This window comes from Pseudomonas sp. NCHU5216 (assembly GCF_052156495.1).
Classification (GTDB): Bacteria; Pseudomonadota; Gammaproteobacteria; order Pseudomonadales; family Pseudomonadaceae; genus Aquipseudomonas.
The window spans coordinates 1-22,345 of the sequence record NZ_JBQLIX010000040.1; the positions used below are offsets into that span (position 1 = coordinate 1).

General features: G+C 63.8%; 13 protein-coding genes. 5 read left to right on the forward strand and 8 right to left on the reverse strand.

Annotated features, from left to right (window positions below; genetic code table 11):
• Positions 1–258: 258 nt before the first annotated feature.
• From ACSVIK_RS21485 to recQ, 4 genes are all read right to left on the reverse strand, one after another.
• Positions 259–2,466: a FimV/HubP family polar landmark protein gene (locus ACSVIK_RS21485; protein ID WP_442446232.1), complete on the reverse strand. Its 2,208-nt coding sequence runs from the start codon at positions 2,464–2,466 to the stop codon at positions 259–261.
• Positions 2,467–2,771: 305 nt separating this feature from the next.
• Positions 2,772–3,206: a MarR family transcriptional regulator gene (locus tag ACSVIK_RS21490; RefSeq protein ID WP_442446233.1), complete on the reverse strand. Its 435-nt coding sequence runs from the start codon at positions 3,204–3,206 to the stop codon at positions 2,772–2,774.
• A 110-nt stretch (positions 3,207–3,316) separates the two neighbouring features.
• Complete coding sequence (locus ACSVIK_RS21495) at positions 3,317–4,477, reverse strand: diguanylate cyclase domain-containing protein (protein ID WP_442446234.1); 1,161 nt, start codon at positions 4,475–4,477, stop codon at positions 3,317–3,319.
• A 61-nt stretch (positions 4,478–4,538) separates the two neighbouring features.
• On the reverse strand, positions 4,539–6,677 hold the full coding sequence (gene recQ / locus ACSVIK_RS21500) for a DNA helicase RecQ (protein ID WP_442446267.1): 2,139 nt from the start codon (positions 6,675–6,677) through the stop codon (positions 4,539–4,541).
• Between the two features lie 151 nt (positions 6,678–6,828).
• On the opposite strand from recQ, the gene ACSVIK_RS21505 reads away from it, so the two are divergent.
• Together ACSVIK_RS21505 and ACSVIK_RS21510 are read left to right on the forward strand one after the other, a co-directional pair.
• Positions 6,829–7,413 (forward strand): UPF0149 family protein, encoded by a 585-nt coding sequence (locus tag ACSVIK_RS21505; RefSeq protein ID WP_442446235.1) that lies wholly within the window; start codon positions 6,829–6,831, stop codon positions 7,411–7,413.
• Between the two features lie 16 nt (positions 7,414–7,429).
• Positions 7,430–7,840 (forward strand): YbaN family protein, encoded by a 411-nt coding sequence (locus ACSVIK_RS21510; RefSeq protein ID WP_442446236.1) that lies wholly within the window; start codon positions 7,430–7,432, stop codon positions 7,838–7,840.
• Positions 7,841–8,166: 326 nt separating this feature from the next.
• Here ACSVIK_RS21510 and ligA read toward each other — a convergent pair whose 3' ends face one another.
• From ligA to ACSVIK_RS21530, 4 genes are all read right to left on the reverse strand, one after another.
• Positions 8,167–10,584: an NAD-dependent DNA ligase LigA gene (ligA, locus tag ACSVIK_RS21515; RefSeq protein ID WP_442446237.1), complete on the reverse strand. Its 2,418-nt coding sequence runs from the start codon at positions 10,582–10,584 to the stop codon at positions 8,167–8,169.
• A gap of 100 nt (positions 10,585–10,684) precedes the next feature.
• Positions 10,685–11,506: a cell division protein ZipA gene (zipA, locus tag ACSVIK_RS21520; protein ID WP_442446238.1), complete on the reverse strand. Its 822-nt coding sequence runs from the start codon at positions 11,504–11,506 to the stop codon at positions 10,685–10,687.
• A gap of 169 nt (positions 11,507–11,675) precedes the next feature.
• Entirely contained in the window at positions 11,676–15,164 is a 3,489-nt protein-coding gene (gene smc, locus ACSVIK_RS21525; protein ID WP_442446239.1) for a chromosome segregation protein SMC, read from the reverse strand.
• 6 nt (positions 15,165–15,170) lie between these two features.
• Entirely contained in the window at positions 15,171–15,830 is a 660-nt protein-coding gene (locus ACSVIK_RS21530; RefSeq protein WP_442446240.1) for a GntR family transcriptional regulator, read from the reverse strand.
• Between the two features lie 305 nt (positions 15,831–16,135).
• Between ACSVIK_RS21530 and ACSVIK_RS21535 the strand changes: the two genes are divergently transcribed.
• The 3 genes from ACSVIK_RS21535 (at position 16,136) to xdhB (ending at position 22,317) form a co-directional block, all read left to right on the forward strand.
• The gene (locus ACSVIK_RS21535; RefSeq protein ID WP_442446241.1) at positions 16,136–17,275 is read left to right on the forward strand and encodes an alkane 1-monooxygenase; all 1,140 of its coding nucleotides are present in this window, start codon (positions 16,136–16,138) and stop codon (positions 17,273–17,275) included.
• 1,216 nt (positions 17,276–18,491) lie between these two features.
• The gene (gene xdhA / locus ACSVIK_RS21540) at positions 18,492–19,931 is read left to right on the forward strand and encodes a xanthine dehydrogenase small subunit (protein ID WP_442446242.1); all 1,440 of its coding nucleotides are present in this window, start codon (positions 18,492–18,494) and stop codon (positions 19,929–19,931) included.
• The gene (gene xdhB / locus ACSVIK_RS21545) at positions 19,924–22,317 is read left to right on the forward strand and encodes a xanthine dehydrogenase molybdopterin binding subunit (protein WP_442446243.1); all 2,394 of its coding nucleotides are present in this window, start codon (positions 19,924–19,926) and stop codon (positions 22,315–22,317) included. Before xdhA ends, xdhB begins: the two co-directional genes overlap by 8 nt.
• Positions 22,318–22,345 lie beyond the last annotated feature (28 nt).

The window sequence follows — 22,345 nt, forward strand, 5'->3', positions numbered from 1 at the left end:
CGGGGGTGCGTTTCTTTTGCTTACTTTTCTTTGCGCTGGGCGGCAATCCGATTTCAAAGAAAAGTGAGTCGCCCGAGTGGGCGAAATCCGTAATACCTGAAAACACCGCAGCGGCGTCCAAAACACCCAGAATCAACCAGAAACTCACAAAAATGCACCGCCCAATAAAAAACCCGATCCCAGAACCTGGCATCGGGTTTTCGAGAGAGCCCTCAAGGAACTCAGACGTTCAGCTCAGGCGTCCCCTGAACCGCGGGGTCAGGCGATCTCGGCGAGTAGCTGGCGCGCGGCCTGTTTTTCCTGCTCGTCACCCTCGTCAATCACTTCGTTGAGGATGTCACAGGCCTGCTCGATATCGCCCTGCTTGATGTAAGCCAGCGCCTGGTTGAGCTTGGTCATGTGCTCGGGATCACCGGCCAGCTCTTCGATATCCATGCCATGCAACGGCGGCTCTTCGCCCTCGTCGAAGGCGTCGAGGAACTGTTCGTCGAGCACGTATTCGTCTACCGGGGCGGGCTCGGGCTCGGCAGGCTGCTCGCCCATCTCGAAGACCTCGGGCAACTCCTGCAGGTTACTGGAGAAATGTTCGTCGACTTCGGCTTCCTGAGCTTCCTGCTGCGCCTTCTTCTTCAACCGCTCTGGAGTTTCGGCCTTGAACGGGCTGACCAGATCCCAGTCGGCATCCAGCGAGAAGTCATCGAGGTTGAGCTGGTAATCGCCGTCGACCAGCGGCTCCGGCGCGACTGCCTGGTGGCTCGCGGCTGCTGCGGCAGAAGCGGATGCGGCGGCGGAGTTGGAGAAGTAACGCGCCCTGATCGGTTCGATCTGCGCAGCCGGAACCCCCAGCTCGAGCAAAGTCTTTTGCTGATCGAGGAACGCCGGCTCATCGGCCAGCTCACCGTACACCTCGCACAGACGCAGACGCAGATCGGTACGCTGCGGATGCTGTTCGATGGAGCGGCGCAGTGCACTGGCGGCTTCGGCGAAACGGCCATAGGCGATATAGACGTTGGCCCCCTCCAGCGGGTCAGGCTCGGCCACCGGCTGAGCGGCCACCGGACGGCTGACCGGAGCAGATGCAGGAGCAGGCGCAGGTTCGGCAACGGCAACCGCCGGCGTCTCCTTGACCGGTTCCGGCGGCTGTTCTTCGGCCTTGCGCCGATAGGCCACCAGCAAGCCGAACAGGGCCAGGCCGAGCAGCGGCAACCCCGCTACCAACCAGAAACTCCAGCCCAGGGTCGAGCTGTTGGTAGCGGCGTCGGTTTCTGCCTGCGTCGCTGCCTCGGCTGGCGGGCGCTGTGCCACCTCTTGGGAAATTGCCTGCAGTTGGCGATCCTTTTCCGCCATCTGCTGGCGTAGCTCTTCCAACTGGCTCTGCATCTGCGCCAGTGCCGACTGCAACTGGGCGTTCTGCTCGGACACCTCCTGCAATTGCTCGTTGACCTGGGCCACCGCCTCGCTGGGGATGGCCGGTTCCACACCGGGAACGGCCTCGGCAGACGGGGCGTCCGTCACCTGTTCGGCAGGGTTGTCCTGTACGGCATTGGTGTCTGCAGCAGGGACTTGGGGCGTCACGCTAGCCGGCGCCGGGGCCTGTGCTGGTGCCGTAGCAGGAGGTGTAGCGGGCTGCGTGACTGGGGCCTGCACCGCTGGCGCCGTGGCAGAGGCTGTAGTGGGCTGCGTGACTGGCGCCGCGGCAGAGGGTGTAGCGGGCTGCGCGACTGGCGCCTGCACCACGGGCGCAGCAGCAGGTGCGGCAGAATCCGGCAATAGCAGGTTCTGATCGACCCGCAGGCGATTGCGGTTGCCGCCGACGAACGCGCTCTGGTTGAGGGCGAAGATATCCTCCATCAACGCTTCGCGGCTGGCCGGGCTGCCGGCCTTGACCAGGTTGGAGGCAATGCGCCAGAGGCTGTCGCCACGCTGCACGCGGTAACGCTGGCCCAGGATGGCTGGCGGCATTCTGCTGGGGATGGGGGTCTTGTTGGTCGTGGCCACGGCGACCGGCTTCGGCGCGGGTGCCTGTTGCGCCGCTGCGATGCTGGCGGCACTACTGCTGTAAGCCGTCGAGCCGGGGGGGTCGAGCAGTACGGTGTACTCGCGATAGAGCTGGCCGTTGGGGCGCGCCACCTCGACGATGAAGTTCAGGTATGGCTCGCGTACCGGCTTGCTGGACACCACTCGGATGACATTGCGCGAACCATCGAGAATCGGCGTGAAACGCAGGTCGTTGAGGAAATAGAAACGCTCGACCCCAGAACGCGTGAAGACATCGGCAGGCGCCAGGCGTACCTTCATGTCCGAGTTGCTCAGGTCACCGACCTGCAGCAATTCGATCTCGGCATCCAGCGGCTGACTCAGCGCAGAGTGCAGGGTGATCTCGCCCAACCCCAATGCCGGCACCATACCGGAATAGAGAGCGGAGCCCGAGGCCACTCCCAAAACCAACTGACGCATCCGAGCCATTTGACCTCCACGGTTTACACTTCGCACAGCACCTTCGGACTTCCTGTCATGGCTTTCCCTTGCCAGAAGAGTAGCTTACGAAACGATAGGACAGCACTTCAGAAGCGCAGAAGCCTGTTGGCCTCGCCTCACTCCAGTGACGACTGCTTCACAAAACAGCACAATGCCACCAGTTTGCCGACGAAAGCCAGGCACCAGCAAGCGCTTTATGTCAAAAAATGGACACCAACACCACTGGCCTGCCGAATGGTTGTGCTTACTCTTTGGTTTGGCGAGCAATTGCTCGTGTGTAGTAGCTACCCAACTCAGTTTTTTTGCAGGTTGGCCAGCACCCGGGCATGCACCTGCTGGCAACGACGCAGATCCTCTTCGTCGATACCAGCAAAGACCTCCTGACGCAGTTGGGTGGAAATCGCCTCGATCTTCTCGATCAACGGCTGCGCCTTGGGCTGCAGTGCCACCTTCTTCGCTCGGCGATCTTCGGGCACCGCCACGCGGCTCACCAGCCCCTGCGCTTCCAGGCTGTCGAGCAGACGCGCCAGGGTCGGCCCTTCGACGCAGACGCTCTGCGCCAACTCGCGCTGGGTGGGCATTTCCGCGAAACGTGCCAGGTGCAACAGCACCAGCCAGCGTGCCTGGGACAGGCCAAGGCCAACTAAACGGCGGTCGAGTTCGGAGCGCCAGGCGCGTGACAGTTGAGCGACTTGCATGGCGAAACGATGTTGATCAGGGTAGGACATGAGTGAATCGGCTCTTACAAAGGTCAAAAACTAATTATTAGTCAGCTAGCCATAACCTCGGCCTCAGAGCAAGCCTGCCTTTTGTCGCGGCGCGTTTCAGTTGCTGCGGATCAGCTCGCCACCCGGTCACGACCGAAGGCTTTGGCCTCGTAGAGGGCACGGTCGGCATGGGCATACAGGTGGCTGAGTTCCTGGCCGCTGCCCGGGGTGATGGCCGCGACGCCGATGGACAGGCTCAGCACCTGGGCGGTATCCGAAGCCAGGTGCTCGATGGCCGCCTCGGTAACCGACTGGCGCAAGGACTCGGCGCGCAACATGGCTTCCTCGGCACTGATGTCGAACAGCAACAGGCCGAACTCCTCGCCCCCCAGGCGTACCGCCATATCCAGTGGCCTGCGGGCAGCCTGCTCGATCAGCGCAGCGACCTGCTGCAAGGCGCGATCGCCAGCCTGATGGCCATAGCGGTCGTTGTAAGCCTTGAAGTGGTCGATATCGCACAGCAACAGGGCCAGGGACTGGCCATTGCGCTGCGCTTGCCGCCAAATGCGCTCGAAATGGCGGTTGAAGCTGCGCCGATTGTGCAAGCCGGTGAGGCTGTCGTGATCAGCCAGCAACTGCAGCAGGTTGCTGACCAGAAAATGCTCGCGCGATTTGTATTCCAGCAGATAGCAGCCGACCGCCCCCATCAGGTTGCCGACCACCAGCAGCAACAGGTTGTTGAGCAGACGCGCTGGTGGCAAGCCAGCCCAGATCTCGACCAGGACGTACACCAGCAGCACCAACGAGGCGCAGATCACCGCCTCGGTGAGGCGCAAGCCCACCAGGAAGTAGGCGGCCATGCTCACCAGAAACAGCCCTTCATAGGGGTAATGCGGGTCGGCCCGGTGTGCGATGCCGATGTCCAGTGCGGTGCCGATGCCCAGCGCCAGGATGCACAGCAGGCTGAGTGGCTGCAGCAGATGCGGATGGCGGCGTTGCAGGATCAGCACACCACAGACCAGCAGGACGATCAGCACCAGCAGCCGCACGGCGAGCATCCACCACAGGTGCACACCCTGGATCATGAAACTGTCCAGCACCGCCAGTGCCACCCAGATGAGCACCCCCATGCTCAGGGCGATACGTTTGAGCTCGAAAAGCTCTTCCAGCAGATGGGTTCGATATTCGGCCTCCAGCCCACGGACGAAACGCAGGCCACGGAAACCCATGTTCAACTGGTCGGCATAGGGACTGGGGCGGATGTCGTTGAGCCAAGCACGGTAGGTCGGCACAGGTATCTCACTCTACGGGAGCTTCAGCATACCTTAGCAGGGTGCGGGCAATGACAGAACGTCAGGCCTCGAATTCCGCGAGCAAGGCGGCCCGCACACAGTGCAGCACCGCCTCCTCCACCTGCCCGGCGAACAGCGGCGCGATGGCGCTGACCGGGGGCAACTCGCCCTCGCCGTCGAGAAAGGCATCCTGAATCTCGCCGAGCAGTTCCTCGGGCAGATCCAGCGCCTGCTCCAGGCTCAGTTGCTGCTTGCCGATGGCTTCCGCCAGCAGGCTGTAGACGTTGCGCTCGCTGCAGTTCAGCTGACTGGCGATCTGTGCCGGGGTCATGCCGGCACGGGCCAGGCTGACCAGCTCGTGACGCAGATCGGCGATTGGCGCGGGCGCAGGCGCTTCTTCGCCGCCATTGAGCACATCGAGAAAGGCCTGGCCGTAGCGCTCCAGCTTGCGCGCACCGACACCGCTGACCTGAGCCATGTCGCTGAGCGACGCTGGCTGGCTGCGCAGCATTTCCAGCAGCGTGGCATCGGGGAAGATCACGTAGGGCGGCACGCTGTGCTCCTCGGCCAGCTTGCGCCGCAGGCTGCGCAGCGCCTCCCACATCTCGCGTTCGTGGCCGCGCACCAGTTGGCTGGCTGCACTGCCGGAAGACGAGGCCTTGGCGCTCTGCGCCGGTTTGGGATCGTGACGCAGTTGCAGGCTCACCTCGCCACGCAGCAATGGCCGGCAGGCCTCGGTCAGGCGCAGGCCGCCGAAGCCTTCCAGGTCGACGTCGGCCAGGCCGCGCGCCACCAATTGGCGGAACAGGGTGCGCCATTCGCTCTCGCTGTGCGCCTTGCCCATGCCGAACACCGCCAGGTGCTGATGGCCGGCGCTGCGGATCTTCTCGTTATCGCGCCCCAGAAGAATGTCCACCAGATGGCCGACGCCATAGCGCTGGCCACTGCGGTAGATGGTCGACAAGGCCTGGCGCGCGGCCTCGGTGGCATCCCAGGTCTGTACCTCATCGATGCAGTTGTCACAGTGGCCACAGGGCTGCGGCAGCTCCTCGTCGAAATAGGCCAGCAACGCCTGACGCCGGCAGCGTGGCTCCTCGCACAGCGCCAGCATGGCGTCGAGCTTGTGTTGCTCGATGCGCTTGTGCCGTTCGTCGCCCTCGGAGTTCGCCAGCATCTGCTTGAGGAAGATCACATCCTGCAGGCCGTAGGCCATCCAGGCATCGGCCGGCAGACCATCGCGGCCAGCGCGGCCGGTTTCCTGGTAGTAGGCCTCCAGCGACTTGGGCAGATCGAGGTGGCAGACGAAGCGCACGTTGGGCTTGTCGATGCCCATGCCGAAGGCGATGGTGGCCACCATGATCAGCCCTTCCTCGTTGAGGAAGCGCTTCTGGTGATAGGCGCGCAGGTCGTTGGCCAGGCCGGCGTGATAAGGCAGCGCCGGATAGCCCTGACTGCTGAGGAATTCGGCCACCTCCTCCACCTTCTTGCGCGACAGGCAGTAGACGATGCCCGCATCGCCCTTGCGCGGGGCGAGAAAGGCCAGCAACTGCTTGCGCGGATTGTCCTTGGGCTGGATGCGATAGAAGATGTTCGGCCGGTCGAAGCTGGAGAGGAAGCGCTCGGCGTCGTTCAGGTGCAGGCGCTGGACGATCTCCTCGCGGGTGCGTTTGTCCGCCGTGGCGGTCAGGGCGATGCGCGGTACCTGCGGGAACAACTCGGCGAGTTGACCGAGCTGCAGATATTCGGGGCGGAAGTCATGGCCCCACTGCGACACGCAGTGCGCCTCGTCGATGGCGAACAGAGCGATCTCCAGCCCTTGCAGGAAGCTCAGCATACGCGGCTGCACCAGGCGCTCGGGGGCCAGGTAGAGCATCTTGATCTCGCCACGGCGAATGCGCTCGGCGATCTCGCGCTGCTCGTCGGCGCTCAGCGTGGAGTTCAGCGCCACGGCGGCCACGCCCAACTCGTCGAGGGTGGCGACCTGATCGTCCATCAGCGCGATCAAGGGCGATACCACCACCGCCAGGCCCTCGCGCATCAGCGCTGGCACCTGGAAGCACAGCGACTTGCCACCGCCGGTGGGCATCAGCACCAATGCATCGCCGCCAGCGGCCACACGCTCGATGATCGCAGCCTGATTGCCACGAAAGGCGTCGTAACCGAAAACGTCTTTGAGAATGCGCATGGCGTGGTCGAGCATGAAGGCCTCCGAAATCCAGCCGCGCATTATGCCGCACTCTGGCCCCGTGCAGGGCAACGCCCTGCCCGATGGCCTCGACATCGCGGCGTAGGTAGTTTTCCTTCAGCCTGATAGAATCCAGCCTCGCATTCAGCCTCAAGGTAACGCCACGATGTCCTTCGCCGAGCAACTGTCCCGCCTGCAAGCCTTCCTCGATGCCGACGAACTGCATGAAGAAGCGCTGGACTACGTGGCCGCCCATGGCTACCTGACGGCGCTGGCCATCTGCCCCGAGCAGGTGCCCGAGCGCGAGTGGATCGACGCGCTGTTCGCCGAACCACCGCACTACCGCAGCGACGCCGAACGCGAAGAGATCGAAACCACCCTGGTGCATCTCAAGGCTCATATCGCCCGCCAACTGGCCGGCGAAGAGGAGCCGGAGCTGCCCTGCGACCTCGACCTTGGCGATGAGCCGGACGACTCCGACCTGCGCGGCTGGTGCATCGGTTTCATGGAAGGGGTGTTCCTGCGCGAAGCGGTCTGGTTCGAGGATGCCGAAGACGAAGTCAGCGAGCTGCTGCTGCCGATCATGGTCGGCTCCGGCCTGTTCGACGAGCAGCAGGAATTCGCCGAAATCGCCCGTGACCACGACCTGGTGGACAGCATGGTCGAGCAGATTCCGGAACTGCTCACCGCCCTCTTCCTGCTGTGCCAGGCCCCGGAAGAAAAGCCCGCCCTGCTCAAGCCGCGCCACTGATCCCTGCCGCTCGGCCATGCCTCGCGAAGTGCGCGAAAGCCGTCATCGCAGCGTGCGTTACGCGCTGCTGGCGCTGGGCTGGCTGAGTGTCGCCCTGGGCGTCATCGGCATCTTCCTGCCGGTGATGCCGACCACCCCCTTTCTCCTGCTGGCCGCCGCCTGCTTCATGCGCAGCTCACGGCGCTTCTACCTGTGGCTGGTGCTGCACCCGAAGCTCGGCCCGTGGATCCGCGACTACCTCGCTGGCGAGGGCATTCCACTCAAGGCCAAGGTCTACAGCCTGGTGCTGATGTGGTCGAGCATCGCCCTGTCCAGCTACCTGGTGCCGCACTTCTGGGCCCGGGCCTTCATGCTCACCAGCGCCATTTGCGTGAGCATCTACATCCTGCGCCAGAAGACCCTGGCTATGCCGCGCGGCGAGCGCTGAGCCGCCAGCCAGAGGGCTGGCCTATTTTCCCGGATTGCATCCGGGCTACTTCTGCTTGAACAGACTCCGTAGGAGCGAGCTCTGCTCGCGAACGCATTTTCGCGAGCAGAGCTCGCTCCTACAGCGCCTCGGGGGCTCTCGCCCTTGGCCGAAGCCTTATCAGGCTGTTGAAAAACTACCTGCGTTGCCATTGCTGCGTTAAAAACAGGCTCGTGCGCGAGTCCGATCAAAATGCTTATTTACAGCTCGTAAACTCCACTTTTTCGCCTGTTTTTGCCTTGCACTGGCTGCCTCGCTTACGTTTTTAAACGGCCTGTTATCTGAGTCTATGGCTCAATGCCATAGGCCTTGAGCTGGTCGAGAAACTGCGCCTCGTCCAGCACCTTCACTCCCAGTTCGCTGGCCTTGGCCAGCTTCGAGCCGGCGCCCGGACCAGCCACCACGCAGTGGGTCTTGGCCGATACCGAGCCGGCCACCTTGGCTCCCAGGCTTTCCAGCTTGCCCTTGGCCACGTCGCGGCTCATCACCTCCAGGGTGCCGGTCAGCACCCAGGTCTGGCCGGCTAGAGGCAAGCCTTCGACAACCTTCTTGGTAGAGCTCCAATGCATGCCGAAAGCCTCTAACTGCTGCTCAATGGCTGTCGCATCGTTAACGCGCTGATGATCAGCAAAGTATTCTCGTAGCGCCTGCTTGGCCTTCTCATTGATGCCCTTGAGGGTCGATAGATCCAGCCAGTCCTGAGTCAGGGCGATGACATGCTTGAGACGCACATCTTCTTCCGGCGTAGTCGAACCGCTGAGCGCTAGCCGCGCCATGGCTGCATCCGCCAGCTTCTGCGCCGCGCCGGGGCCAACACTGGGAATATTGAGTTTGTCGAGCATGCCACCCGGAGTAGCGACCTTGCTGAACTCGGCGCCCAGCTCGCCCTCCTCCTGCAGTTGCAGGCCGCACTCACCCAGCAACGCCTCGATTACCTGCTGGTTGTGCCCGTCCTCGAAGAAGCTGTGGATTTCGTGCGCCACTTCCAGGCCGATATCCGGCAGGTAGGTAAGCACCTCGGGCAGAGCCTGCTGGATACGCGCCAGCGAACCCAGGGAACGGGCCAGCACCTTGGCGGTTTCCTCGCCGACATCGGGAATGCCGAGGGCGTAAATGAAACGCGCCAGGGTCGGCCGTTTGCTGTCCGCGATGGCTGCCAGCAGCTTGTTGCTGGACACCTCGGCGAAACCTTCCAGGCCGATGATCTGCTCGAAGGTCAGTTTGTACAGGTCAGCCGGCGAGCCGATCAGCTTCTCGTCCACCAGTTGCTCGATGGTCTTGTCGCCGAGGCCTTCGATGTCCATCGCGCGACGCGAGACGAAGTGGATGATCGCCTGCTTGAGCTGCGCCTGGCAGCTCAGGCGACCGACGCAGCGGTACACCGAACCTTCGCTGACCGATTCCTTGCCCTTGCTGCGCTTGATCAGTTGCGTGCGCTCCACCGCCGAGCCGCACACCGGGCACTGCTCGGGGATATGCACGGGCCGTGCAGCGGCCGGGCGACGCTCGGGCACTACGGCCATCACCTGCGGGATCACGTCACCGGCACGGCGGATGATCACCGTGTCGCCGATCATCACGCCAAGGCGCGCTACCTCGTCCATGTTGTGCAACGTAGCGTTGGCCACCATCACCCCGGCCACCTTGACCGGCTTGAGGCGCGCCACAGGGGTCACCGCACCGGTGCGGCCAACCTGGAATTCCACGTCGAGCAGTTCGGTCAGTTCTTCCTGCGCCGGAAACTTGTGCGCGATGGCCCAGTGCGGCGTGCGCGCACGGTAGCCCAGTTGTTGCTGGTCTTCGATGTTGTTGACCTTGAACACCACACCGTCGATGTCATATTCCAGACTCATGCGCCGCTGGCCGATATCGTGGTAGTAGTCCAGGCAAGCCGCCACCCCCTTGGCCAGCTTCAACTCGCGGCTGATGGGAATGCCCCAGGCCCTGAGCTGTTGCAGCATGGCCACCTGGGTGCCGGGCAGCTCGCCGCTGACCTGGCCGACGCCGTAGCAGCAGAACTCCAGCGGGCGGCTGGCGGTGATCTTCGGGTCGAGCTGACGCAGGCTGCCGGCGGCAGCGTTGCGCGGGTTGGCGAAGGTCTTGCCGCCGCTCTCGGCCTGGCGCGCATTGAGCGCCTCGAAACCGGACTTGGGCATGAACACCTCGCCGCGCACCTCCAGCACCTGCGGCCAGCCCTCGCCCTGCAGCTTGAGCGGCACATTGCGGATGGTGCGCACGTTGGCGCTGATGTCCTCGCCGGTGGCGCCATCGCCACGGGTGGCGCCCCGCACCAGTTGGCCGTTCTCGTACAGCAGGCTCACCGCCAGGCCGTCGAGCTTGGGCTCGCAGCTGTATTCCACTTCGGCACCGCCGCTGAACAGGTCAGCACCGGAGAGGCCAAGGCCGCTCTGCACGCTGCGGTCGAAGGCACGCAGATCCTCTTCCTCGAAGGCGTTGCCGAGGCTGAGCATGGGCACCTCATGACGCACCTCGCCAAAGGCGCTGATGGCCTCGCCACCGACACGCTGGGTCGGCGAGTCCGGCGTCACCAGCTCCGGATGCTCGGCCTCCAGGGCCTGCAACTCACGGAACAGGCGGTCGTACTCGGCATCGGGGATGCTCGGTTCGTCCAGCACGTAGTAACGGTAATTGTGCGCGTCCAGCTCCTGGCGCAGGGCTGCAACACGTTGGGCGGCGTCGGTCATCACATAAGCCTCAAGCGACAAACTTCCAGCGGCAAGAACGAAAAAGCCCCAAGCCAAGCGCTCGGCTTGCAACTTGGGGCTTGCAGCTTGCCGCTGCTCTTCAGCGTTTCTGGGTCAACTGCCGGCGCTCGAATTCGACGATACGCTGGCGATAGTGTTCGATGGTCTGCGCGGTCATCACGCTGCGCTGGTCGTCCTTCAGCTCGCCGCCCAGTTCATGGGCCAGCTTGCGCGCGGCGGCGACCATGACGTCGAAGGCCTGCTTGGGGTGACGTGGGCCGGGCAGGCTGAGGAAGAAGCTCACCGCACGGGTGCTGAAGCCTTCGATGTCGTCCAGGTCGAAGGTGCCGGGCTTGAGGGCATTGGCCATGGAGAACAGCACTTCGCCATTGCCGGCCATGCTCTCGTGGCGGTGGAAGATGTCCATTTCGCCGAAACGCAGGCCGCTTTCCAGAATGTTCTGCAGCAGTGCCGGGCCCTTGAAGCCGAAGTCGTCGCGGGCCACCACGTTGATCACCAGCACTTCTTCCACCGGCGCGGCCTCGGCAGCCGGCTTGGCGGCTTTCTTCGGCTCCCTGGGTTCGTCGTCGACCGGGTTGAGCAGGGTCGGCACCGGCTCGTCGACGGCCAGGTTGAGGTCGCCCTGCTGCGGCTCGTTGCGCGGGCGGCGCGGCAAGTCCTTGGCACTCATCGACGGCAGGTCGTCTTCGTCCAGTTGCGGATCCTGGTCGCGCTGCACCACCCGCGGCGGACTGAGCAGATCCGGATCGCTGTCGTCATCGGGCATGTTGGCGAAGCTGCGATCGAGTTTGAACTTGAGCTTGCCCTTGCCACCGCGCATACGGCGCCAGCCGTCGAACAGAATGCCAGCGATAACGATGATGCCAATAACGATCAGCCACTCGCGCAGACCGAATTCCATGTAATACCTGACCCTTGATAATTCTGGTGAAAAAAAGATCCCGACAATCGGATCACAACTCGACTATAAAACGCGGTGCCAACTCCATGTTCTGCCTGACGTTTTCCGCGTGTAACAAAGTGGGCAATAAACTAGCACGACGAACGGCAACTTTACACAGGCAGACGCATCAACTCTCCACCATGGCCAAGGCCTCTTCGACATCCACTGCCACCAGACGTGAACAACCCGGCTCGTGCATGGTCACCCCCATCAGTTGATCGGCCATTTCCATGGCGATCTTGTTGTGGGTGATGTAGATGAACTGCACCGTTGCCGACATTTCCTTGACCAGCCGCGCATAGCGACCGACGTTGGCGTCGTCCAGCGGTGCATCCACTTCATCCAACATGCAGAACGGCGCCGGATTGAGCTGGAAGATGGAAAACACCAGCGCCAACGCAGTCAGCGCTTTCTCTCCACCGGAGAGCAAATGGATGGTGCTGTTCTTCTTGCCCGGGGGCCGCGCCATGATGGTCACCCCCGTATCGAGTAAATCTTCGCCGGTGAGTTCCAAATAAGCGTTGCCGCCACCGAAAACTTTTGGAAAGAGTGCCTGCAAACCGCCATTGATCTGATCGAAGGTTTCCTTGAAACGATTGCGCGTTTCCTTGTCGATCTTGCGGATGACGTTTTCCAGGGTTTCCAGCGCTTCCACCAGATCGGCGTCCTGGGCGTCCAGATAACGCTTGCGCTCGGATTGCTGCTGATATTCGTCGATGGCTGCGAGGTTGATCGGCCCGAGGCGGGCGATACGCGCCGCCATGCGCTCCAGCTCTTCTTCCCAGGCGCTCTCCGTGGCCTCGGCCGGCAGCGTGGCGATTACCCCGTGCAGGTCGTAGTTGTCCTCGGCGAGCTGATCGGCCAGGGCCTTGCGCCGTACGTTGAGCGACTGCCAATCCATGCGCTGCTGCTCCAGTTGGCTGCGCAGCAGTTGCGCCTGCTGCTCGGCCTGGGTGCGGCGTTTTTCGGCGTCACGCAGCTCGCGATCGGCGTCTTCCAGAGCCAGGCGCGCCTGACGCAGCTCCTCGTCCACCGCCATGCGCCGTTCGAGCAGTTCTTCGAGCTTGATGCGCAGCTCTTCCAGCGGCGCCTCGCCCTCCTCCAGGTTCAGCGACAGTTGCTCGCGCCGCTCATGCAGGCGTTCGGCCTGCAGCTCCAGGCGTTCCAGCGCCTGGCGAGTGGAGTCGTGCTGGGCCTTGAGCGAGCCCACGCGCACCGCCAACTGATGGGCGTGATCCTTGTGCTGACGGGCTTCCTGCCGCACGCGGTCGAGGCGCTCGCGCAGGCTGTCACGGCTGGCCAGCAGGCTTTCGCGCTGCTCATTGTCCTGGGCCATGGCGTCCAGCGCGTCCTGCAATTGCAGACGTGCTTCGCCCAGTTGCTCCTGCTCGATCTCGCGCTGTTCGGCCGCTTCCTGCAACTCGTCCTGCAGGCGACGGCGGCGCAGACCCAGCTGCTCGGCCTTGGCCTGGCTGGCGGACAAGCGCGCCTTGAGCTCGGCCAACTGTCGCGCCAGTTCCTGGCCCTGGCGGCGCTGCGCCTCGCGCGCCTCTTCCTGCTGGCGCTGCTCGTCGCGCAGCCCCAGCAGGCGTTCATCCAGTTGCGTCAGAGCCGCTTCGCGCTCCTCGCGCTCAAGCTGCAGACGCTCCAGCTCCTGGCCACGGGCCAGCACGCCACTGTCCGCCTCGGCAGCGCGGCGCACGCGCAGGAAGTGCCGGCCGACCCAGTAACCGTCACGACTGATCAGGCTCTCGCCCTCGGCCAGTTGTGCACGCGCGGCCAGCGCCTGCTCCAGCGACTCCACCGGGCGCACGCTGGCCAGCCAGGGCGACAGGTCGTGACTGGACTCCACCTTGTCCAGCAGGCTGCCGGCACGGCGCGTACCACCCGTGGCGGGGCTGGCCAGGCGCAGCTCACCCTGCTCCAGCGCGGCGAAATCCAGGCCGGCGAAATCATCCAGCAGCACGGCCTGCAAGTCGGCGCCGAGCACAGTCTCCACCGCCAGCTCCCAACCGGCCTCCACCCGTAGCCCTTCGGCCAGGCGTGGGCGCTGCTGCAAACCTTGCTCGCGCAGCCAGTCGCCAGCGCCCTGCCCCGGGTCCAGCGCGGCCTGCTGCAGTGCCTCCAGTGAGGCCAGGCGACCGTTCAACCGTTGCAGTTCGCCCTGCGCCTGCTGCTGGGCCTGACTGGCCTGCTGCAGTTCCTCGCGCAGTTGCTGCAAGCGCTCGGCCTGCTGCTCTTCGGCCAGTTGCAGAGCTTCCTGCTCCAGCTCGCCAGCGGCAAGCTGCTCGTTCAGCTCGAGAATGGCGGCGTCTTCGGGGTCGGCCGCCAGTTGCTGCAACTCTTCGTTCAGCCGGCGCTGACGCTCACTCAGACGCTCCAGGCTCTGCTCAAGCTGGGCGATGCGCGACTGCTGCACCTCGGCCTGGCGGCGCGGCTCGGCGCTGCGCTGGTTGAAAGCGTCCCACTGCTCCTGCCAGCCGTGCATGGCGGCCTCGGCCTCCTCCAGGCTGGCGGCGGATTCCTCAGCGGCGGCGGCGGTCATCTCCTGTTCCGGCAGGAGCATCTCCAGTTCTTCGCCCAGGGTAGCCAGCAGGGTGCGGTCGTGGCCCAGGTGCGATTCGGTTTCCAGGCGCGCCTTTTCCGCCTCGCGCAGATCATCCTGCAACTGGCGCAGGCGCTGCTGGCCATGCTGGATGCTCTGTTCGACGCGGGCGATATCGCCGCCCACCGAATAGAAGCGACCCTGCACCAGATTGAAACGCTCGGAGAGTTCGTGATGGCCGTCGCGCAGGCGCTCGATGCTGGCATCGGCGCTGCGCTGCTCGGCCACCAGGGCCTCGAAGGCCACTTCCTGATCGCCGATCACCTGCTCGCGGCTGCCCACCTGCTGGTTCAGGCCCTGCCAGCGCAGGGCCAGCAGTTGCGCCTTGAGCTGACGCTCCTCGGCCTTGTATTCCTGATATTTCTCCGCCGCCTGGGCCTGACGGTGCAGGCGTTCGAGCTGGCGTTCCAGCTCCTCGCGCAGGTCGGTCAGGCGCGCCAGGTTCTCCTGGGTGCGGCGGATGCGATTCTCGGTCTCGCGGCGACGCTCCTTGTACTTGGAGATGCCGGCGGCTTCCTCGATGAAGTTGCGCAGCTCCTCGGGCTTGGCCTCGATCAGCTTGCTGATCATGCCCTGTTCGATGATCGAGTAGCTGCGCGGCCCCAGGCCGGTACCGAGAAAGATGTCGGTGATGTCGCGGCGGCGGCACTTGGTGCCGTTGAGGAAATAGGTGTTCTGCCCGTCGCGGGTGACCCGGCGGCGAATGGAGATTTCCGCGAAGGCAGCGTATTCACCCACCAGCGAGTTGTCGCTGTTGTCGAAGATCAGCTCGATGGAGGCCTGGGTCACCGGCTTGCGCGTATTGGAGCCGTTGAAGATGACGTCGGTCATCGACTCGCCGCGCAGGTTCTTCGCCGAACTCTCGCCCATCACCCAACGCACGGCGTCGATGATGTTGGACTTGCCGCAGCCATTGGGCCCGACCACCGCCGCCATGTTGCTGGGAAAGCTCACCGTCGTCGGGTCGACGAAGGACTTGAAGCCGGCCAGCTTGATGCTCTTCAGGCGCATCTGGGCTTAACGCTCGGCCAGGGCGGCCAGCACCAGCCGGCAGTTGTGCTCGCCATAGGCGCGCAGCACCTGGTAGGCGCGCACCTCGTCGCGGGCGATGATCGCTTGCAGCAGGCTGGCGAAAGTGCCCATGAACTGGCCCATTTCGCCTTTGCGCCGTTCCAGCGCCAGGTGGTAGGTGCGGCTGATGGCCGGCAACAGGTTTTCCAGAATCTCCTGCAGGTAAGGGTTGTCGGCGAAGGGGAACGCCGCGCGCATGACGTCGAAGCTACCCGCGACGAAGGCGTCGATATCGCCGCCCTGGAGGCTTTCCAGCAAACGCTGCTGAATCTGCAGGAAGGGCGCCAAATCGCTGTCCGTCTGCCAGCGCTCGATCACCGCACGGGCCAGCAGAATGTACAGCTCGATCATCAGCGCGTAGAGGCTCTGCACCTTGTGCGGGGTAAGTTCGCTCACCTGAGCGCCACGGCGCGGCAGGATGACGATCAGATGACGGCGCTCGAGGATCAGCAGCGCCTCGCGCACCGACCCCCGGCTGACATTCAACGCCTGGGTGACCTTCTGTTCCTGGATGCGCTCACGCTCCTTGAGCTCACCGCGGATGATGCGTTCGGCCAGGTAATGAGCGATTTGCTCGGCGAGGCTGTCCGGGGCCTTGAACGTCATGACATTCCTTATTTACGTCGATCCAGGGGCAGTCGTTCGCGTCTGGGCACACCGTCACGGCTGGGCGAACGCGAACAACGCCGGGTGCGTTGCTTGGCGCTGCCTGCGGTGGCCCACAGGGTGGCCGCCAGGGTTGGCGGGCCAGAAAAAGCTGGCGGCGAGTGTAGCACAGGGCGGTAACGGGCCAAGCCTCGCAACACCGCTCTCACCCTTCTAAAGGTCGGGTCTGCTGAGGTAGTCATGAAAAATTATTGTCCTACAATCCTACAACACCACAACAAAAACCTGACAGCAAGGAAACGACCATGTTCGAGCGTCTGCCCTCGCATTGGATGATCACCCTGAAGAAGATCGGTTACTGGTTCTGGCTGATCCCGGTTCTGGGCATCCCCTTCAGCTACTACTGTTCGCTCGGCAGCGCGCATGCCGATGCCTGGGCCTGGATGGTGATCGGCCTGGTGTTCGGCGTGATTCCGCTGCTGGACTTCATCGTCGGCCGCGACCCGGCGAACCCCGAAGAAGGCAGTGAAGTACCTGCCCTGGAGGCGCAGCGTTACTACCGCCTGCTGACCCTGGCTTGCGTCCCCCTGCTGCTGGGCATGCTGACCTGGAGTGCCTGGGTGTTCGTCAACTACGAGGCCTGGAGCTGGGTCGGCCGACTGGGCTGGATCATGTCGGTGGGCACGGTGATGGGCGCCATCGGTATTACCGTGTCGCACGAACTGATCCACAAGGATCCGGCGCTGGAGCAACGCGCCGGTGGCCTGCTGCTAGCCGCGGTGTGCTACGCCGGCTTCAAGGTCGAGCACGTGCGCGGCCACCATGTGCATGTTTCAACGCCGGAAGACGCCTCGTCCTCGCGTTACGACCAGAGCCTTTACGCCTTCCTGCCGCACGCTTACAAGCACAACTTCCTCAATGCCTGGAAGCTGGAGGCCGAACGCCTGCGCCGGCGCGGCTTGCCCGCCCTGCACTGGCGCAACGAGCTGATCTGGTGGTACGCGCTCAGCGCACTGATGCTGCTCGGCTTCACCTTGGCCCTGGGCTGGCTGGGCGCGCTGTTCTTCCTCGGCCAGGCGGCGATGGCCTTCACCCTGCTGGAGATCGTCAACTACGTCGAACATTACGGCCTGCACCGGCGCAAACTGGACAACGGCCGCTACGAACGCACCAATGTGCGGCATTCCTGGAACAGCAACTTCCTGCTGACCAACCTGTTTCTCTTTCACCTGCAGCGTCATTCCGACCACCATGCCTACGCCAAGCGTCGCTATCAGGTGCTGCGCCATTTCGACGACAGCCCGCAGTTGCCCAACGGTTATGCCGGGATGGTGGTACTGGCGGTAATCCCGCCGCTCTGGCGCGCGGTGATGAACCCAAGGGTGCGGGCGTACTATGCGGGTGAAGAACATCAGTTGAGCGAGTCACAACTGAGCCACTCCTGAAGCACTCCACTCCTCCAGAAACCCCGGCCGCGTTTGCGGCCGGGGTTTTCGTGGGGGCTTGTTGGTAGCGGACTGACAAGTTTGTGTGTTGGATTGCCGGTTGTCCGGGAGTCTGTTCCGAATTGCCGCGTTTTTGCTGATGTTTTCGGTTTCGCCCTCCCGGGCGAGTCACTTTGCGGGCAAAGTAACCAAAACCTCCGCCCGATCATCCGGCCCTGGCTGCGCCAGGGTTCGCTCACTCCATCATCGCTCCAGAGGCCCGCCGCGGTGGGCCATCCCTGGCCCATCGCGGCTCTCGCGACATCCATGTCGCTCAACCTCTTCCACGACGACTCCGTTCGCCCTCCTGGGCGGGCTCTGCACGCGCCTGAACCTGCGGTTACTCCATGGGACTCTTACGCGCTTGATCGGGGCAGCCGTAGGGCGGACTCAGGAGCGCCAGCGAACAGTCCGCCGGGCCATGCCGAGTTCGGCACCATGGCTCACGTCCAATACTCCCACCAACGGCGTACTGCTTCGCGAGTACGCCCTACGCGAATGAAACTATTGGTTTAACTCGACGACCCAATCGCGATTTCATAACCACAAGAACACGCCGAGCAACCTATGGAGTGCCCGTTCGTTCAGGCGCGCGAGTGACCCCTTCAGGAGGGTGAGTGGAATCGTTGTGTAGAGGGTTGAGCGGCATGGATGCCGCGACGACTGCATGGATGCAGGAGGTAGAGCGACGCAGGATGCCAAAGCCGAGAGCCGTGACTGGCCAGGGATGGCCCTTCGCGGCGGGCCCTCGGAGCAGCGATGGAACGAACGAACCTCGGCGCAGCCGGGGCCGGATGGCGGGGCCAAGCCTTTTTGCCTTCTTTTGTGGCGTTTGACAAAAGAAGGTCGCCGGGGGCGAAACGGGAGCCATCAGCAGAGCACGATAAGCAGCTTTACACCGAAAACAAAAGCATACTCACACAAACTTGCCAGTCTAGTCCCAAATACCCTCCACGCCTGACCTTTCCATTTACATCCACACACCACCACCCTGGCACGAAAGCCGCTAGCATTCCTGCAATCGAATCACTGCAGCAGAACTGACCTGAAAGTCAAAAAATATTGACCAAAAAGTCAGAAAACCCTAGATTGCCGCAAGGTCAACCAGTCGGGCCTTGCCGCGTGCTCGCCATCTGCAAACCGATGACCGAGAAGAATAAAACGCCTGGAGGTCACCTTGATCCAGTTTCTACTGAACCGGGAGCTGCGCACCGAGCACGCCCTGGATCCCAACCTCACGGTGCTCGAATACCTGCGCCAACACCTGCGCAAGACTGGCACCAAGGAGGGTTGCGCCTCCGGTGACTGCGGCGCCTGCACCGTGGTGGTCGGCGAGGTGGTCGAGGAGCGCCTGCGCTATCGCACCCTCAATTCCTGCCTCACCTTCGTCGCCAGCCTGCATGGCAAGCAATTGATCACCGTGGAAGACCTCAAGCACCAGGGCAAGCTGCACGCCGTGCAGCAGGCGATGGTCGATTGCCATGGTTCGCAATGCGGCTTCTGCACCCCCGGCTTCGTCATGTCGCTGTTCGCCCTGCAGAAGAACGGCAACGGCTACGACAAGCACGCCACACTGGAGGCGCTGGCCGGCAACCTCTGCCGCTGCACCGGCTACCGGCCGATCATCGACGCCGCCGAGCAGGCCTGCAGCCAGCGCCAGGCAGACCAGTTCGACGCCAGCGAAGCCGACACCCTGGCGCGCCTCAAAGCCATCGCCCCGCGAGAAACCGCCGAGCTGGCCGACGCCGACAAGCGTTGCCTGCTGCCGCTGACCGTGAGCGACCTGGCCGAACTCTACGCCGCCAACCCGCAGGCCCGTCTGCTGGCCGGCGGCACCGACCTGGCCCTGGAGGTCACCCAGTTCCACCGCCCGCTGCCGGTGATGATCCATGTCGGCCACATCGAGGAGCTCAAGCGTATCGAGGTGACGGACGACACCATCGAAATCGGCGCCGCCGCCGCCCTCTCCGATTGCCATGGCGTGTTGGCCAGCGAATACCCGGACTTCGGCGAACTGCTGCAGCGCTTCGCCTCCCTGCAGATCCGCAACCAGGGCACCCTGGGCGGCAACATCGGCAACGCCTCGCCCATCGGCGACGCCCCGCCGCTGCTGATCGCCCTGGGCGCGCGGATCGTCCTCAACCGCAACGGCCAGCGCCGTACCCTGGAGCTGCAGGATTACTTCCTCGACTACAAGGTCACCGCACGCCAGGAAGCCGAATTCATAGAGACGATCATCGTGCCGCGCGCACGGTCGAATCAGAGCCTGCGCGCCTACAAGGTCTCCAAGCGCCTGGACGACGATATCTCCGCTGTCTGCGCCGCCTTCAACCTGACCCTCGAAGAGGGCGTGGTACGCGAAGCGCGCATCGCCTTCGGTGGCATGGCCGCCATTCCCAAACGCGCCAGCGCCTGCGAAGCGATATTGCAGGGCGCCCGCTTCGACCAGGCCCTGATCGAGCGCGCCTGCGCCGCACTGGACGAAGACTTCACCCCGCTCTCGGACTTTCGCGCCAGCCGCGAATACCGCCTGCTCACGGCGCAGAACCTGCTGCGCAAGTGCTTCCTCGAACTGAGCGCCCCCGCCACTGCCACCCGAGTGACCGCCCATGTCTAAGCACGCCGCCGAAAAGCCCCAGGACGAACTGGCCGCGCTGTTCCGCGCCGGCATGACCAGCGGCGTAGGCCGCAGCATCAAGCATGAGAGCGCGGACAAACACGTCTGCGGCGAAGCACTGTACGTCGACGACCGCCTGGAGTTTCCCAACCAGTTGCACGTCTATGCGCGCCAGTCCGACCGCGCCCATGCGCGCATCCTGCGCATCGATACCCGCCCCTGCTACGAGATTCCCGGCGTGGCCATCGCCATCACCAAGGATGACGTACCGGGGCAACTGGACATCGGCCCGGTGTTCGCCGGCGACCCGCTGCTGGCCGACGGCAAGGTGGAGTACGTCGGCCAGGTGGTGCTGGCGGTGGCCGCCGATAGCCAGGAGGCAGCGCGTCAGGCGGCCATGGCGGCGATCATCGAATACGAAGACCTGGAGCCGGTGCTCGACGTGGTCGAGGCCCTGCGCAAGAAGCACTTCGTGCTCGACAGCCACAGCCATCGCATCGGCGAATCGGCCCGCCAACTGGCCAGCGCGCCGAACCGTCTCAAGGGCAGCCTGCATATCGGCGGCCAGGAACACTTCTATCTGGAAACCCAGGTGGCCTCGGTGATGCCCAGCGAAGACGGCGGCATGCTGGTATACAGCTCGACGCAGAACCCCACCGAGGTGCAGAAGCTGGTGGCCGAAGTGCTCGGCGTATCGATGAACAAGGTGGTCATCGACATGCGCCGCATGGGCGGCGGCTTCGGCGGCAAGGAAACCCAGGCCGCCGGCCCGGCCTGCCTCTGTGCGGTGATCGCGCACCTCACCGGGCGACCGACCAAGATGCGCCTGCCGCGCATGGAAGACATGAGCATGACCGGCAAGCGCCACCCCTTCTACGTCGAATACGACGTGGGCTTTGACGATGACGGCCTGCTGCACGGCATCGAGATGGATCTGGCCGGCAACTGCGGCTATTCACCCGACCTGTCCGGGGCCATCGTCGACCGCGCCATGTTCCACGCCGACAACGCCTACTTCCTCGGCAACGCCACCATCAACGGCCATCGCTGCAAGACCAACACTGCGTCGAACACCGCCTACCGGGGCTTCGGCGGCCCGCAAGGCATGGTCGCCATCGAGGAGGTGATGGACGCCATCGCCCGCCACCTGGGCAAAGACCCGCTGGAAGTGCGCAAGCGCAACTACTACGGCAAGACCGAGCGCAACCTTACCCACTACCACCAGACCGTCGAGCACAACGTCATCCACGAGATGACCGCCGAGCTGGAGCAAAGCTGCGATTACACCAAGCGTCGCGAAGAAATTCGCGCCTTCAACGCCAAGAGCCCAGTGCTGAAGAAGGGCCTGGCCATGACCCCGGTGAAGTTCGGCATCAGCTTCACCTCCAGCTTCCTCAACCAGGCAGGCGCGCTGATCCACGTCTACACCGACGGCTCGATCCACCTCAACCACGGCGGCACCGAGATGGGCCAGGGGCTCAATACCAAGGTGGCGCAGATCGTCGCCGAGGTGTTCCAGGTGGACATCGCGCGCATCCAGATCACCGCCACCAACACTGACAAGGTGCCCAACACCTCGCCCACCGCTGCCTCCAGCGGCACCGACCTCAACGGCATGGCGGCGAAGAACGCCGCCGAAACCATCAAGCAGCGTCTGGTGGACTTTCTCGCCCACGAGTACCGCGTGTATGCCGAGGACGTGGAGTTCAAGGGCGGCCAGGTGCGCGTGCGCGACCACTACCTGTCGTTCGAGCAGGTGATCCAGCAGGCCTATGTCGGCCAGGTGTCGCTGTCCTCCACTGGTTTCTATCGCACGCCGAAGATCTATTACGATCGTGACAAGGCCGCCGGTCGGCCCTTCTACTACTACGCCTATGGCGTGGCCTGCGTGGAGGTGCTGATCGATACCCTGACCGGCGAATACCGCATGCTGCGCGCCGACCTCCTGCACGACGTCGGCGACTCGCTGAACCCGGCCATCGACATCGGCCAGGTGGAAGGCGCCTTCGTCCAGGGCATGGGCTGGCTGACCACCGAGGAACTGGTGTGGAGCGACAAGGGCAAGCTGCTCACCAACGGCCCGGCCAGCTACAAGATCCCGGCCATCGCCGACATGCCCCTCGACCTGCGCGTCAAGCTGGTGGAAAACCGCAAGAACCCCGAGGACACCGTGTTCCACTCCAAGGCCGTGGGCGAGCCACCGTTCATGCTCGGCATCGCCGCCTGGTGCGCGATCAAGGATGCCGTGGCCAGCCTGGCCGACTACAAGGTGCAACCGCAGATCGACGCCCCAGCCACGCCGGAGCGTGTGCTCTGGGGCGTGCAGCAGCTACAAGCGGCAAACCTCAAGCCGCAAGCTCAAGAAAGCAGCGAGGTGAGCGCATGAACCAAGTGCGCTTGCAACCTGAGGCTTG